Genomic DNA, 15,176 nt, shown 5'->3' on the forward strand with positions numbered 1-15,176 from the left:
TCCATTTGAGAAAAATATATGCAGAAATGAGAAGAGAGTCTTAAAGGGAATCAGAATCGCTATTCATTGTATTTGTTAGACGTGGTTTATTACAGCACGTCACCTCAACGCCTTTTCTTCTTAGAAGAATAAAAGCGTGAGCGAAATGATTTAGGTTGATGCGACAATTGAATTAGACTTTCTACTTCTTCTACTTCTTCATAAAGCCACCGCTTTACAAGCTTTGTGTAGCGTGGCATGACCAAAAAGGTCATCAATCCGACAACGACAGTAGCGATTAGCAGCCCCCTAATCAGGGGATGATTCAAAGGTGGCAAGGCGTTGAGCAGTGGTGTCAACAGATAGGGAATAATCTGGCTCAGCGGGTAAATTGCCGATAGAACCAGCAGGAACTGTTTCCAAGGTTTGGGCGGTTTGACGTGCTCCGGCGTAAACCAAAAATCAATTCCTGTCCTAATTTCATGCACATCACCTTTTGTCAGCAGGTCGCTGACACAGCTAACTAATGCGTTACGTGTATCCGATTCGGCCCAAGCATTAAGGTTTTCGTAGGAATCGAAGCGCAGGATGGATGTATAAGTCTCTGTTCCTGGAGACGGACGAAAAATTTCCCGTCCAATATAACCGGAAGTGCGACTGACTACGCTCAAAATATCCATGAGCCAAGCTTCGTATCTTTCCTCTTGACCCGCTTTGATGGTATGGGTAATGATGAAAGCGACAGATTTACCTTGCTCCATAACTACTCCGCCTAGAGGTGTTCATAAAATTCCTCTTCTTGCTGCCAATGACGAACAACTTACCAAAATAATGGGTCTAAAGCCCCGTGCTTTTAGCGCGGCTTTGTTTAACTGCGCTATACTTACCCTAAGTAAGTCAGCGTAATCATGTGGGTATTTGAAGCAAAACTTCAGGGAACAAACGGGCAGTATGAGCGGCTTAATCAAGCCATTCGTACTGCTAGGTTTGTTGGTAACAGTTGCCTCAGATACTGGATGGACAACAAGGGAATTGGGAAATACGAGTTGAGTGCTTATTGCGCTGTTCTCGCCAAAGAGTTTCCCTTCGCTTTTCAGCTCAACTCTCAAGCTAGACAAGCCTCCGCTCAAAGAGCTTGGTCTGCTATCACCCGCTTCTACAACAATTGCCAAAAAGGCAAGCCAGGAAAAAAGGGTTTTCCACGCTTCAAAAAGCACCAAACTCACGGTTCTGTTGAGTACAAAACAACGGGATGGAAGCTGTCGGAAGATAGAAGAACCATCACCTTCACCGATGGTTTCAAAGCTGGAAGCTTCAAGCTGTGGGGAACCCGTGACTTGCATTTCTATCAGTTGAGTCAAATCAAGCGGGTTCGAGTTGTTCGTCGTGCTGATGGGTACTACGTTCAGTTTTGTCTTGATGTTGAGCGGGTTGAGAAACGAGAACCGACTGGTAAGACCATTGGGTTAGATGTTGGCTTGACTCACTTTTATACCGATTCCGATGGACAGACTGTTGAGAATCCCAGACATCTGAGGAAGTCCGAGAAAGCTCTTAAGCGATTGAGTAAGAAGCTTTCTCGCACCCAAAAAGGCTCGAAAAATAGAGCCAAAGCTCGAAACCGTTTGAGCAGAAAACACCTCAAGGTAAGTAGGCAGCGTCAAGATTTTGCCGTGAAGTTGGCAAGATGCGTAGTCCAGTCTAACGACTTGGTTGCTTATGAAGACTTGATGGTACGAAATATGGTCAAGAATAGAAAGCTCTCTAAGTCGATATCGGATGCTGCTTGGTCGACTTTCCGTAACTGGTTGGAATATTTCGGCAAGGTGTTTGGTGTAGCTACGGTGGCTGTGCCACCTTACTACACCAGCCAAAATTGCTCTAACTGTCGGAAAGTCGTCAAAAAGTCTTTGAGTCAAAGAACACATCGCTGTCACCATTGTGGGTTTGTTTTAGACCGAGACTGGAATGCATCCCGGAACATTTTGGAACTAGCACTACGTACCGTGGGGCACACGGGAACGCCAGCCCTGAGCTTTGTCGAAGGGTTAAACGCCTCTGGAGACATCGACCTCTGCATTGGTGGGGAAACTCCTCAATGTAAGCCGAGTCGTGGAAAGAGGAAACCCAAAGAGTGATCTTTGGAATCCTCGTACCTAAAGGTCGAGGAGGATGTCAAAACGTTTTGTCAGTTCACTAGCTCAAAAACTGAGTTTCACGGCAAACTCCTTCAATGTTGATACTGAATTGCTAACTCATATATTGCTAACTCATATTTAGACTGAAAGTTCTGGGCAGTTAGACAGTTGACACTCCCATCGCATCCCGCGAGGGATTCTTAGGTCATCAGATTAGCGCTCTTCTGTCACTCTAGCTAGAGCAAAGTATGAAACCCTTACATAGAAAGACTTCCAGAATTTAGCCTGAAGATATGAGTTTCTGTCAGTTTCAGGACAATCGCAAGTAGCGCTTTCATACCAAATCCCCATTGATAGCCCTCCTTTCTAGATTCCATCTTTTTCTCCCCAGCTCCCCAGCGTATCAAAAATAAAGGGGTTTTCTGACCGAAGTTGGTATCAGGCTCTATGTCTGAAGATGTATATTCATTGAGTGTGCCTGTCTGACAAAGTTAACTCAGCTCATGACACTCATCAGGAAAGAGTTCTATGATTGCCCTATCTGGAATTGCCATCCAAGGCAAAATCTATGAGAGTTCAGCATCTTTAGTATATCGGGGCATCAGAGTGCAAGATGAGCGATCGCTCGTCGTAAAAATGCTCAAGCAAGATTATCCCTCTCCCCAAGAACTTACCCGCTACAAACAGGAATATGAAATTACCAGTTCCCTCAATTTAGAAGGGGTAGTCAAGGCATACAGCCAGCAGGACTATCAACGCACTCTCGTTATTTTCTTAGAAGACTTTGGCGGAGAGTCCCTGGAGCAATGGATATACAAGTGTCCAGAAGCATTCTGCCCCATGCCTTTATCCACTTTCTTACATCTTGCCATAGAAGTCACAGACATTTTGGGCAGAATTCATACCGCCAATGTCATTCATAAGGATATAAACCCTGGAAATATTGTTCTTAATCTGGATACTGGCGTTGTTAAAATTATTGACTTCGGAATTGCCACCCAATTTAACCGCACGAATCCGACGTTCAAAAGCCCATATGTTTTAGAAGGAACCCTCGCCTACCTGTCTCCAGAGCAAACAGGGCGCATGAACCGTTTGCTCGATTACCGCACCGATTTTTACTCGCTCGGTGTGACATTCTACGAACTGCTAACTGGACACCTGCCGTTTGCAACAACGGACATACTAGAGTTAGTTCATTGTCATATTGCCAAACAACCTGTTCCACCTCATGAACTGAATGCAACGATTCCCAAACCCGTTTCAGATATTATTTTGAAACTGATGGCGAAAAATGCAGAGGATCGCTATCAAAGTGCTTGGGGAATCAAAGCTGATTTAGAAATTTGCGCTCACCAATTAGAGGAAATTGGTCAAAATCACAGCATTAAACTGGCTCTCCAAGATGTTTCTAGTCAGTTTCAAATCCCCCAAAAACTGTATGGACGGGACAGGGAAGTTGCCATATTATTGGCAGCTTTTAATCGCGCTGCTTCTTCACAAAACAATTCAAAAACGACTTCCGAGAGGGAACAAACGAGCAACTCAACATTCAAAGTCGAAATGATGTTGATATCTGGCTACGCTGGTATTGGCAAATCAGCGTTAGTGCAGGAACTCTACAAACCCATCACTGCCAAGCGTGGCTATTTCATTTCTGGTAAGTTTGACCAATTACAACGCAATATTCCCTACAGTGCGATTGCCCAGGCCCTAAAAAAATTGGTGCAGCAACTGCTGAGCGAGCCTAATGAGCAGTTGCAAAAATGGCGATCGCACCTGCTCACAGTATTGGGAAGCAACGGGCAACTTATCGTTGATGTGATTCCCGAAATAGAACTAATCATTGGCAAGCAGCCACCCGTACCGGAAGTTGGGGCAACGGAAACTCAAAATCGGTTTCATCGAATTTTTCAATCGTTTGTGCGGGTGTTTTGTTCAGAAGAACATCCTCTGGCGATTTTCTTAGATGATTTGCAGTGGATCGACTCCGCCACGCTGAAGTTAATCGAACTGATGCTGCTCGATGAGCAAGCCCAATTTCTATTTTTGATTGGAGCGTATCGAGATAATGAAGTGCAGCCAACGCATCCACTAGTATTAACGTTGGAGAGACTGCGAAAAGGCGGAGCAGTGCTTCAGGAGATTGTCTTGGCACCGTTAACGCTTGAGCCATTGAGTCAGTTGATTGCCGAGACGCTACATCGGGATGTTAGCTCCGTTCGTTCCTTAGCCCAGTTAGTGCTGCATAAAACGGAGGGCAATCCTTTCTTTGTTAACGAATTTTTGCGGACGCTGTACAGCGAAAATTGGTTGATCTTTGATGCCCAGCAACGAAGCTGGGAGTGGAAGATCGCTCAAATTCAAGCCCAGAACATTACCGATAATGTGGTGGAGTTGATGCTCCTCAAGTTGTGGAAACTGCCAGAGAACACCCAGCAAATTCTCCGCTTAGCTGCTTGTATTGGGGCTGAATTTGATTTGGAAACGTTAGCAATCGTTTGTAAGCAATCGCTTAAGACAGTTTTTCAGAATTTATTAACAGCGGTACAAGCCGGATTCATTCAACCTATCTCTGAATTAGATGAAGACTTATTAGTTCAAGACTATAAGTTCTTGCACGATCGCGTACAGCAAGCTGCGTATGCTCTCATTGATGAGTCACAAAAACAAGTAGTTCATCTCCAAATCGGTCACAATCTACTTGAAAAAGCTTTACCAGAACTTCTATCACAGCGACTATTTGAAATCGTTGATCATCTCAATCATGGGATTGAACTAGTTACTGATCAGCCTGAACGAGATGAAATTGCCAAATTGAATTTGATGGCGGCTCAGAAAGCAAAAGTTGCGATCGCCTACAGTGTAGCTCAAAACTATTTAGCCACGGGCAGAAAATTGCTGGCAGTCTCTAGTTGGCAAACCAACTATGATCTGACCTTAGAGTTATATCTAGAAACCACAGAAGTCGCTTACCTGTGCGGCGATTTTGAGCAGGTAGAATCTTGGGCAGCGATTGTTCTACAAGAAGCTAAAACAGTTCTCGACGCTGTGAAAGCTTACGAAATTAGAATTCAAACTAGCATTGCACAGAACCAACTATTAGAAGCAATTAATACTGGATTGCGAGTTTTGCAGCAAATGGCAATCAGTTTTCCTGAAACGCCAAGTCAATCAGAGGTTCAGCTTGAACTCGACACAATCACATCCCGCTTTGGTGAAAAGTCGATCCAAGACTTGAGTCACTTGCCAGAAATGGTTAAATCAGAGAATCTAGCAGCAATGCAAATTTTATCTGCTATAACGCTCGTTGCTTATCATGCGGCTCCTGAGTTGGTACTTCTACTGGTATTTAAACAAGTTAACCTTTCAATCGAGTATGGCAATACGTTGGTGTCTCCCTTTGCATATGCCAACTTTGGGTTAATTCTTTGTGGGATGGTCAGAAACATTGAAGTTGGCTATGAGTTTGGACAACTTGCATTAAGGCTGTTACCTCATCTGGGCATCCATTCATTTAAAGCTAGAACATTGTTCATGGTGACTAACTTCATCACCCACTGGAAAGGGCATATTAGGGAAACATCGAAACCATTCCTAGAAGCCTATCAAAGTGGACTAGAAACTGGAGATTTAGAGTTTGCTGCCTATAGTGCTTTCACCTATTGTCTCCAACTTTTTATCGTTGGAAAAGAACTTGTGAAGGTGGAACACGAGATGGCAACGTACTGTGAAGCAATCTGCCAAATTAAACAAACGCCATCACTCACATGGACTCAAATATTTCGACAGACTGTCTTGAATTTGATGGGATGTTCAAGCCATTCATCCCTTCTCGTTGGTGAATCCTACAACGAAGAAAATAGACTGCCGCATCATCAAACAGATGGCGTCATACTATTTCTGCTCCACCTCAACAAACTTATCCTCTGCTATCTTTTTTCTGAGTATGATCAGGCATCTGAGAACTTAGCCATCGCGGAAAGTTATGTAATCCGCGTCATTGCAACACCTCACGTTCCTTTGTACTGCTTCTATGACTCTCTGACAAGGCTTGCAACCTATCTCGAAAGCAACGCTCAAACGCAAGGAGAAATCCTTGTAAAAGTTGCAATTAGCCAGGAGAAAATGAAGCAATGGGCACATTATGCACCAATGAATTATTTACATAAATATCATCTGGTACAAGCAGAAACGGCACGAGCTTTAGGTCAATTACTTGAGGCAGAAGAATTCTACGAACAGGCAATTCAGGGAGCTAGGGAAAATGAATATATCCAAGAAGAAGCATTAGCTTATGAATTAGCTGCTAAACATTATCTGGCAAGAGGTAGAGAAAAAATCGCCCAAACTTACATGAAAGAAGCTCATTACTGCTATGAACGGTGGGGAGCATCTGCAAAAGTCAAGGATTTAGAAACTCGCTATCCTCAGCTATTTTCTCAGTTGTCGGGCATGGCTCCCACACCAATCCAAAAAACTTCTGGAACCACATCTAATCCCTCAGACATCGCTTTCGATTTAGCGACGGTGATGAAAGCATCCCAGGCAATTTCTCGTGAGATTGAACTGGAGCAGTTGCTCCGTTCTTTGATGCAGATCTTAATTGAGAATGCTGGGGCACAAACTGGATGCCTGATTCTGGAGAATACAGGCGAATGGACGATCGAAGCTGCTTGTGAACTCAATGATGGTGAGAATGTCTGTTCTATGCAAGTGCTGCGATCGATTCCAATTACAAATCGCTTGCCTGAATCAATTATTCAATATGTAATTCGGACTCATGAATCTGTTCTCTTAAATGATGCAACTCGTGAAGGTCATTTCATCAATGAGTCATACATTCAACATCACCAAACTCAATCGATCTTTTGTTTGCCTCTGCTGAATCAAAGTAAGCTTGTCGGTGTATTGTATCTGGAAAATCAATTAGCAACTGGAGCGTTTACACCGGAGCGATCGCAGGTATTGCATTTGTTATCCACTCAGGCAGCGATCGCGATCACAAATGCCAAACTTTACTCAAAGCTACGCGCCAGCGAAAGTCAGATGGCTCAATTTCTCGAAGCAATTCCGGTGGGCATTGGCATCATCGATGCGATGGGTCGCCCTTATTACGCCAATCAACAGGGCATTCAGCTCATGGGCAAAGGGATTGATCCTGCCATACCGCCCGATCAAATTGCAGAGGTATATCAATTTTATGTGACGGGAACGGATCAAATCTATCCGACTGAAAGATTGCCAGTCATCCGGGCGTTGAGTGGCGAACGCACCACTATTGATGACGTAGAAATTCGCCAAACCAATGCAAACATTCCCGTTGAGGTCTGGGGCACTCCAGTCTTTGACGAACAGGGCAAGGTAGTTTACGCGATCGTAGCCTTTCAGGACATCACCGAGCGTAAACAATCAGAGAAACTGCTAGCCGACTACAACCAAACCTTAGAACAACAAGTCACCGAGCGAACTTTACTGCTTTCTCAAGAGATTGAAGAGCGCCAGCAAGTTGAAAACGCCCTGCGACAGAGTGAAGAGCAACGCCGGCTGAAAATGGACTTCTCTCACATCGGCAGTTGGAACTGGAATATCCTAGAAGATACTGTGGACTGGGATGACAACCACTTCCGACTGCTGGGGTTTGCCCCTGGTGAAGTTGAGAGTAGCTATCAGGCGTGGCGCGATCGGGTTCATCTAGAAGATATAGATCGGGTTGAGCAAACTATTGAGGCAGCTCTGGCAGTCCGTACAGACTATGAAGCCGAATATCGAGTGGTTTACCCAGATGGTAGTACTCATTGGTTAGTGAGTCGAGGTCGAGGCATCTATAACAAAGCTGGACAGCCTGTGCGAATGCTAGGAGTAATTCTTGATATTAGCGAACAGCGAAATGCTGCACTGCGTGAACGCAAACGCGCCGAGCAAGCGTCGATCCTAGAAGAGCGCAACCGCATGGCACGAGAAATTCACGATACGCTAGCACAGTCTTTCACAGGCATTCTGCTCCAAGTTGGGGCGGCAACACAGGTGCTAGCTGACGATTTAGATGCCACCCAACGACATCTGGAAATGATTGAGGAACTAGCACGAATAGGGCTTACCGAAGCGCGTCGATCAGTGACAGCCCTTCGTCCTCACCTATTAGAAAATGGCAATTTACAAAGTGCACTGCATCGTTTGGTAACTCAAATGAGAGCTACTATCGATACTGTGTTGATCTACGAAATTAAAGGCACAGCCTATCCCCTACCCACCGAGGTTGAAAATAATTTGCTGCGGATCGGACAGGAAGCATTAACGAATGCCATCAAATATGCTGATGCTGGCGAAATTCGTGTTGAGTTGGAGTATCAAGATGAACAGTGTGTCTTGTGTATTAAAGACAATGGACAAGGTTTTGGAATTGGTAGCATTTCATCTGTTGGTGGATTTGGCTTGCTGGGAATGAGTGAGCGAGCAGATCGCATTGGCGCACAACTGACGATTCAAAGCCAACCTGGACAGGGAACAGAAATTGTTGTGATTTTGACACTCTCCGTCCTATAAGTGCGGAGATTCTTTGTTCATAGACCCAACTTGCTTTAACAGGATTTCTCCAATCAAAGTAGAGGTCGAATCTCCCAAAGCGTTCGGGTTGATGACCCAAGTTCCCACATGCCCTGTGGTACTCAAGGCTGATTTCAGGATGTTGATAGCGGCGTTCCAGTCTCTATCTAACACGAACCCACACTGACAAATATGGGTTCTCATCGATAGGGACTTTTTGACAAGAGTGCCACAACTAGAGCATTTTTGCGAAGTGTAGGAAGGATTAACCGCAATAGTTATCTTGCCAAACTTAACCCCGAAATACTCTAGCCACTTCCTGAATTGATACCAACCTGCATCATTAATAGATTTGGCAAGACAATGATTTTTAACTAAGTTTCTAATCCTCAAATCTTCATAGGCTACCAAATCGTTAGATTGGATTACGCAACGCGCCAGTCTTTTGGCGTGTTCTTCACGTTGCCTACTTATTCTGAGGTGTACTCGTCCTAGTCGATTAATGGCTTTTTTACGGTTGGCTGAGCCTTTTTTCTTGCGAGAAACACGGCGTTGTCTAAACCTCAGCCGCTTCTCGCCTGTTCGATAAAACCTAGGATTAGCTTCAGTGTGTCCATTGCTATCGGTGTAGAACTCTTTGAGTCCAACATCTAATCCAATAGTTTTACCTGTTGGGTTAATGTCTACTTTGTTCTCGGCACTTACCAAGAACTGAACATAGTACCCATCGGCACGACGCACTAACCTAACTCGTTTTATCTGTTCTAACTGGTAGTAGTTTAAATCCCACGTCCCTTTGAGTTTAAGCTTGCCAATCCCTTTCTTATCCGTGAAAGTGATTTGTTTTCGGGTGGCAGAAAGCGACCATCCTGAAGTTTTGTACTCGAGTGATCGACAATTTTTCTTAAACGTTGGATAGCCTTTCTTCCCTGGAATAGCCTTCTTACAATTGCTGTAGAACCGAGCAATAGCGCTATAGGCTCTTTCAACTGCAACCTGACAAGCATGAGAGTTCAAGGCTTTCACGAATTGAAACTCAGCTCTGAGCTTAGTGTTGTAGCGATACAGCTCTTTTTGTCCTACACCTCGATTATCCATCCAGTGACGGATAACTTTGTTGCGGACGAATTGAGCGGTTCTAATCGCCTCATCTATAGCAGCGTATTGAGTTGTTTTTCCCTTAGCCTTGAACTCTAAGACAATCATTTGACGTGGAAAAACCTACATCAAAAACATATCATAAACAAAGTCCCCCTGGAAGGGGGGAGGCTTGAATCCCATTATTTTCGGTCAATCGAGAGTAAGAATTATGATGAGCCAATCCATGACCATTCGAGTTCTGATTGCTGACGATCATTCTATTGTCAGACAAGGGTTAGCAACCATCATTAACCGCGATCCAGAAATGACAGTGATTGCTCAAGCAGAAGATGGACAGCAGGCGATCGCGCTATTTCGAGAACACCAACCTGATGTCACACTGATGGATTTACGAATGCCGCAAGTTGGAGGGGTTGAAGCCATTAGTGCTATTTGTGCTGAATTTAAACCTGCTCGGATTATTGTGCTGACGACCTACGATGGCGATGAAGATATTTATCGTGGCTTACAGGCTGGTGCTCAGGGCTATCTGCTTAAGGATGCTAAGCTCAATGAGTTGCTGAATGCAATTCGCACCGTTCATCGCGGTCAACAATATATTCCAGCAGAAGTGGGTGCAAAGCTAGTGCAGCGGATGAGCAATCCAGAACTAAGTACGCGAGAGTTAGAAGCGCTGCGTTTGATGGCACAGGGGATGAATAATCAAAATATTGCGATTGCCATGAGTATTGGTGAAAGCACTGTCAAATCTCATGTAAATCGAATTTTAAGCAAACTGGGAGCTAGCGATCGCACTCAAGCCGTGATTGTTGCCGTTAAACGTGGGATTGTCAGTTTGTAAGTAAGTTGTGCTTTCGGTTGAATTGGGATTCCAACTTTAGTTGGAGCCAACCTTCCATTGTGAGATGGACTGATTTATCAATCACTGGATTGGGTAAAAGTGTCAACTCTGAGTGGACGACAAGTTATAGTCAATTGTCTATATTCAATTCATGTAAACACCTACAGCAATTGAGTTGAAAGATTCAAGTTTACTTTATACAGATCGCAAAAAGAGGGTTGTTAGCGATTGCTTGCGATAAGCATACTTTCCCTCGGAGGTATTAGTGAGCAGCGATGAGCGTGGCTACCGTTCGTTATTCGTCCCACCTTCAGCCCAGGATCACATTCAAGGTGTACTCAGTGCCACCGTGGTGCTAGTGATGTATGGAGATTATCAAAATTCTCAGAGTGCGGACGTTTATCGATTGATTAAAGTCATTCAGCAGCAGCTTAGAGTTTCTTTTGGGGAGAATTATCTATGTTTTATCTTCCGTCATTTTCCACAAATCCAGATTCATTCTCATGCTCAACGCGCGGCTGAAGCAGCCCAAGCGGCTGCCGCCCAAGGTCAGTTTTGGCAGATGCATGACATTCTATTAACCTATCAAGAATTGGGAAACGGCTATCTAGTGGAGTATGCCAATAATCTAGGACTTGATATCTCCCAATTTCTGCAAGATATATCTAAACAAGTGCACATTGAGCGCATTAATCAAGATATTGAAAGTGGAATACAAAGTAGAGTAACGGCTGCCCCAGCACTGTTTATTAATGGAATTCGGTATAGCGATCGCTGGAACCTTGAGCAGTTGATGGCAGCCATTGTCACGTCAAGTCATTGAGTTCCATCCACTTGAATCTCTGTCAGCACTATGAGCGAATGGCTCAGTAGTGTTTCATTAAATCTATCAATTACCCGCTCATTCCTGACGATATTCATCCATTGCAGATAATCGAGAAGGAGAATGTCATGACTCACTATGACTACATTGTGATTGGTGCAGGTTCAGCAGGCTGCGTGGTCGCCAACCGTTTGACAGAAGATAGTGAAACAACCGTGTTACTCCTCGAAGCGGGTAACCCAGATACGAAACCAGAAATTCACATCCCGGCCCAATGCCTCAGTTTACTGGGCTCTGAGGTGGATTGGGCATATTTCTCTGAACCAGAACCCTACCTCAGCGATGACGCTATCGCGTCCGCCAAGGGCTATCGCAAAATCTTTTGTCCCCGTGGCAAAGTTTTGGGCGGCAGCAGTTCGATTAATTTCATGATTTATATGCGGGGTAATCCTCTCGATTATGACCACTGGCAATCATTGGGGAATCCCGGTTGGAGTTACCAAGATGTTTTGCCATACTTCAAGAAATCGGAACACTCCTCACGAGGCGCATCCGAATTTCACGGGGTCGATGGAGAGTTGAGCGTGACCGATCTCATTGCCCCTGCTGTAGTATCCCAACGCTTTGTAGATGCGGCGGTGGCACTAGGCTATGACCACAATCCTGATGCCAATGCGATGCAGCAGGAAGGGGCAGGACTCTATCAGTTGACCATCAAGGATGGTAAGCGGCACAGTGCTGCTGCTGCCTTCCTGCTGCCTATTCTCCAGCGTCCCAATTTAACCACAACAACAGGAGCATTGGTAACTCGATTGTTGTTTGAAGGCACCCGCACCGTTGGGGTAGAATACCTGCACGAGGGCAGACTGCATCAGGTCAGGGTCAACTCAGAAGTGATTTTAAGTGCTGGCGCGTTCGATTCGCCCAAGCTGCTGATGCTTTCCGGCATTGGGGATGCAAAACACCTGCAAGCCTTGGGAATTCCAGTAGTGGCTGATTTGCCGGGTGTCGGTCAAAACCTGCAAGACCACCCTGTCGTGCATGTGGTATACCAGGCAACTCAAGATTTACACACGGCAAGCACCAGTAGTATTGCTGAAGCTGGCTTGTTTTTGCATACTCAGGATAATCTGGATGCTGCGCCAGATTTACAGTTTCTCTTCGGTCCCATTGTGCTGGCACCGCCTGGTTATGCCCACTCGGATTTAGGATTCACCAGTCTAGTCTGTTTGACCCATCCCCAAAACATTGGCAGTGTCAGTTTGCGTTCACCCGACTCCCAAGACGCACCAATAATTCGGCTGAACTATCTCCAAAGTGATGCCGATGTGCAAAAACTGGTTGTCGGGATTAAATTACTCCGTAACTTGTTCCATGCTAGTGCTTTTGATGAATTTCGCGGTGAGGAAATCGCTCCCGGTGCGGACAAGCAAAGCAATGCAGCACTCGTTGCTTACGTCCGAGAAGTTTGCGATACAGTATATCATCCGGTCGGCACTTGCAAAATGGGTACTGACCCAATGGCGGTGGTCGATCCTGAACTACGAGTACATGGAATTGAGGGGTTGCGGGTCGCGGATGCCTCGATCATGCCCACGATCACCACAGGAAATACAAACGCACCGACCATCATGATTGGCGAAAAAGCAGCAGATTTAATTAAAGCGGGGCGTACCTCACAAAGCATTGCCAATAAACTTAATCTCCAAGTTCAATCGCATCTCTAGCGAAATTGGCGACGAGATCCTAGGTGTACCTGGAGATCTCCCTCTATGCCGCTTGAGAACTGGTCTATCACTTAAAAGGAAAACTCAAAACTATGAATTCACAAACAGATCAAACCACCACTACTGCTGACGAGTCGGCAATCCGTGCTTTCCATCGCCAGATGATTGATGCTTGGAATCAAGGTAGCGGCGAAGGCTTCGCTGCCCCGTTCAGCGAAACTGCCGATTTCATCACGTTCGAGGGCACGCATCTCAAAGGTCGAAAAGAAATCGCTGCATTTCATCAGCAAGCGTTCGACACGATTGTCAAAGGAACACGCTTGGAGGGTGAGGTGAATTTTGTCCGCTTAGTGAACTCGCAACTCGCGCTCATGCTCGTAGTTATCAGGGTAATACTCCCCGGACAAACTGAAACTTCACCGTCACGAGATTCGTTGCCGCTATACGTCGTAACGAAAGGCGACGAAGGTTGGCAGATCGAAGGGTTACTCAATACCCGGAAGTTAACGCTAGAACGTCAATTCTTCTTAGACGACTTTGACTCACTGAGCGCAGAGGCTCAATGTCAAGTGACCGACCTCGTCGCAGGTCTCAAGCAGCGTCATTAAGCAGATCAATCAAAAGAGATGTAAGTGAACATTGAATACTACGACGACATTATTATCGGTGGTGGCAAAGCGGGTAAAACACTGGCACCTGCATTAGCTGCGAAGGGACGAAAAACCGCTCTGGTAGAACGTAGCTTAACCATGATTGGGGGCGGGTGCATCAACATTGCTTGCATTCCTACCAAAACAATGGTTGCAAGTGCGGAGGTTGTCCATACAGTGCAAAACAGCGCGGCTTATGGCGTGAAGACCAATGAACCTACCGTTGATTTAGCAGAGGTGATTCAACGAAAGCGATCAGTTGTGCTAGCTGCGCGTGAAATGAATTTGCACAATTTGGAAGCAGCTCTAGGTGAAAATTTGATCATTGGCACAGCAGGATTTGTCGATTCTAAAGCGCTCGAAGTTGTGACAACGGAAGGCAACACTCGGCTACTTAGTGCAGAACGGCTGTTCATCAACACAGGTACACGACCGTTAATCCCGCCCGTATCCGGACTCAAGGAAACTGGGTTTTTAACAAATGAGTCGATTATGGAGCTAGAACAGCTACCTGAGCATCTGATCGTACTCGGCAGTGGTTACATTGGCTTGGAGTTTGCCCAGATGTTTCGGCGCTTTGGCTCTTGCGTTACCGTGATTGGGCAGAGTGAACAAATTCTGTCGCAGCAAGATCCAGATATTGCGATCGCCGTTCAAACACTGCTAGAACGAGAGGGTATTGAATTTCTGCTCAAGGCAAAGGTGTTGAGTGTTGATCGCGTTGGCAATGCGACTAAACTTCAGATACAAATTGCTGATCGAGCAATAGAACTTCAATGTTCGCATTTGCTTGTCGCTGTGGGTCGTGTGCCAACTACCGATTCCCTGAATTTAGCTGCTGCGGATGTGGTCATGGATTCAAGTGGATTTATTCCAGTCAACGATCGCCTGGAAACAAATATACCGGGAATTTGGGCGCTAGGCGATATCAATGGTGGACCGCAATATACCCATATCTCGCTTGATGATTATCGCATTGTCAAGGCGAATTTGATTGATGGAGGTAACCGCAGCAGGAACGATCGCTTAGTTCCTTCCTGTCTGTTCATTGATCCAGAACTGGCGCAACTGGGTCTGACCGAAACCGCAGCACAGCAACAAGGTTATGCTATCCGTGTCGCAAAGCTAGATGCCTCAGCTATTCCCAGAGCGAGAACTTTGGGTCAAACTGATGGACTGTTGAAGGCGATCGTGGATAGTAAGACAGGACATATTCTCGGTTGTTCTCTTTTATGTCATGCAGCAGGTGAAATGATTTCGACGGTGCAGATGGTAATGCAAGCTCAGATGCCCTATACCGTTTTGCGCGATGGCGTTTTAACTCATCCAACAATGACTGAAGGGTTAAATCTGCTGTTCTCAAAGCTGTGA

The 15,176-nt window shown here is 45.4% G+C and carries 9 protein-coding genes; 7 read left to right on the forward strand and 2 right to left on the reverse strand.

Annotation, left to right across the window (positions count from 1 at the left end; translation table 11 throughout):
- Positions 1-104: 104 nt before the first annotated feature.
- Positions 105-740, reverse strand: a complete 636-nt coding sequence (locus ACT7WV_RS02560; RefSeq protein WP_445101397.1) for an antibiotic biosynthesis monooxygenase — start codon at positions 738-740, stop codon at positions 105-107.
- Between the two features lie 147 nt (positions 741-887).
- Between ACT7WV_RS02560 and ACT7WV_RS02565 the strand changes: the two genes are divergently transcribed.
- Together ACT7WV_RS02565 and ACT7WV_RS02570 are read left to right on the forward strand one after the other, a co-directional pair.
- Positions 888-2,117 carry an RNA-guided endonuclease InsQ/TnpB family protein gene (locus tag ACT7WV_RS02565; RefSeq protein WP_445101398.1) on the forward strand — a complete coding sequence of 410 codons (1,230 nt, stop codon included), beginning with the start codon at positions 888-890 and terminating at the stop codon, positions 2,115-2,117.
- A gap of 528 nt (positions 2,118-2,645) precedes the next feature.
- Complete coding sequence (locus ACT7WV_RS02570) at positions 2,646-8,663, forward strand: AAA family ATPase (protein WP_445101399.1); 6,018 nt, start codon at positions 2,646-2,648, stop codon at positions 8,661-8,663.
- Here the strand turns inward: ACT7WV_RS02570 and ACT7WV_RS02575 are convergent.
- The gene (locus tag ACT7WV_RS02575) at positions 8,658-9,869 is read right to left on the reverse strand and encodes an RNA-guided endonuclease InsQ/TnpB family protein (protein WP_445101400.1); all 1,212 of its coding nucleotides are present in this window, start codon (positions 9,867-9,869) and stop codon (positions 8,658-8,660) included. The genes ACT7WV_RS02570 and ACT7WV_RS02575 overlap by 6 nt on opposite strands.
- Before the next feature lie 106 nt (positions 9,870-9,975).
- Between ACT7WV_RS02575 and ACT7WV_RS02580 the strand changes: the two genes are divergently transcribed.
- The 5 genes from ACT7WV_RS02580 to ACT7WV_RS02600 all read left to right on the forward strand — a co-directional run bounded on the left by ACT7WV_RS02580 (position 9,976) and on the right by ACT7WV_RS02600 (position 15,176).
- Positions 9,976-10,605: a response regulator transcription factor gene (locus ACT7WV_RS02580; protein WP_445105556.1), complete on the forward strand. Its 630-nt coding sequence runs from the start codon at positions 9,976-9,978 to the stop codon at positions 10,603-10,605.
- Between the two features lie 265 nt (positions 10,606-10,870).
- The gene (locus tag ACT7WV_RS02585; RefSeq protein ID WP_445101401.1) at positions 10,871-11,428 is read left to right on the forward strand and encodes a DsbA family protein; all 558 of its coding nucleotides are present in this window, start codon (positions 10,871-10,873) and stop codon (positions 11,426-11,428) included.
- A gap of 128 nt (positions 11,429-11,556) precedes the next feature.
- The gene (locus tag ACT7WV_RS02590) at positions 11,557-13,155 is read left to right on the forward strand and encodes a GMC family oxidoreductase (RefSeq protein WP_445101402.1); all 1,599 of its coding nucleotides are present in this window, start codon (positions 11,557-11,559) and stop codon (positions 13,153-13,155) included.
- Positions 13,156-13,247: 92 nt separating this feature from the next.
- Complete coding sequence (locus ACT7WV_RS02595) at positions 13,248-13,763, forward strand: SgcJ/EcaC family oxidoreductase (protein ID WP_445101403.1); 516 nt, start codon at positions 13,248-13,250, stop codon at positions 13,761-13,763.
- Between the two features lie 24 nt (positions 13,764-13,787).
- Positions 13,788-15,176: a mercuric reductase gene (locus ACT7WV_RS02600; RefSeq protein ID WP_445101404.1), complete on the forward strand. Its 1,389-nt coding sequence runs from the start codon at positions 13,788-13,790 to the stop codon at positions 15,174-15,176.

The organism is Symploca atlantica LB2515 (genome assembly GCF_052546295.1).

Bases quoted from the DNA above. Each gene is read 5' to 3' on its own strand.
- ACT7WV_RS02595 (WP_445101403.1), top strand. From the start codon at position 13,248: ATGAATTCACAAACAGATCAAACCACCACTACTGCTGACGAGTCGGCA.
- ACT7WV_RS02575 (WP_445101400.1), bottom strand. From the start codon at position 9,869: ATGATTGTCTTAGAGTTCAAGGCTAAGGGAAAAACAACTCAATACGCT.
- ACT7WV_RS02565 (WP_445101398.1), top strand. From the start codon at position 888: ATGTGGGTATTTGAAGCAAAACTTCAGGGAACAAACGGGCAGTATGAG.
- ACT7WV_RS02590 (WP_445101402.1), top strand. From the start codon at position 11,557: ATGACTCACTATGACTACATTGTGATTGGTGCAGGTTCAGCAGGCTGC.
- ACT7WV_RS02560 (WP_445101397.1), bottom strand. From the start codon at position 740: ATGGAGCAAGGTAAATCTGTCGCTTTCATCATTACCCATACCATCAAA.
- ACT7WV_RS02570 (WP_445101399.1), top strand. From the start codon at position 2,646: ATGATTGCCCTATCTGGAATTGCCATCCAAGGCAAAATCTATGAGAGT.
- ACT7WV_RS02580 (WP_445105556.1), top strand. From the start codon at position 9,976: ATGAGCCAATCCATGACCATTCGAGTTCTGATTGCTGACGATCATTCT.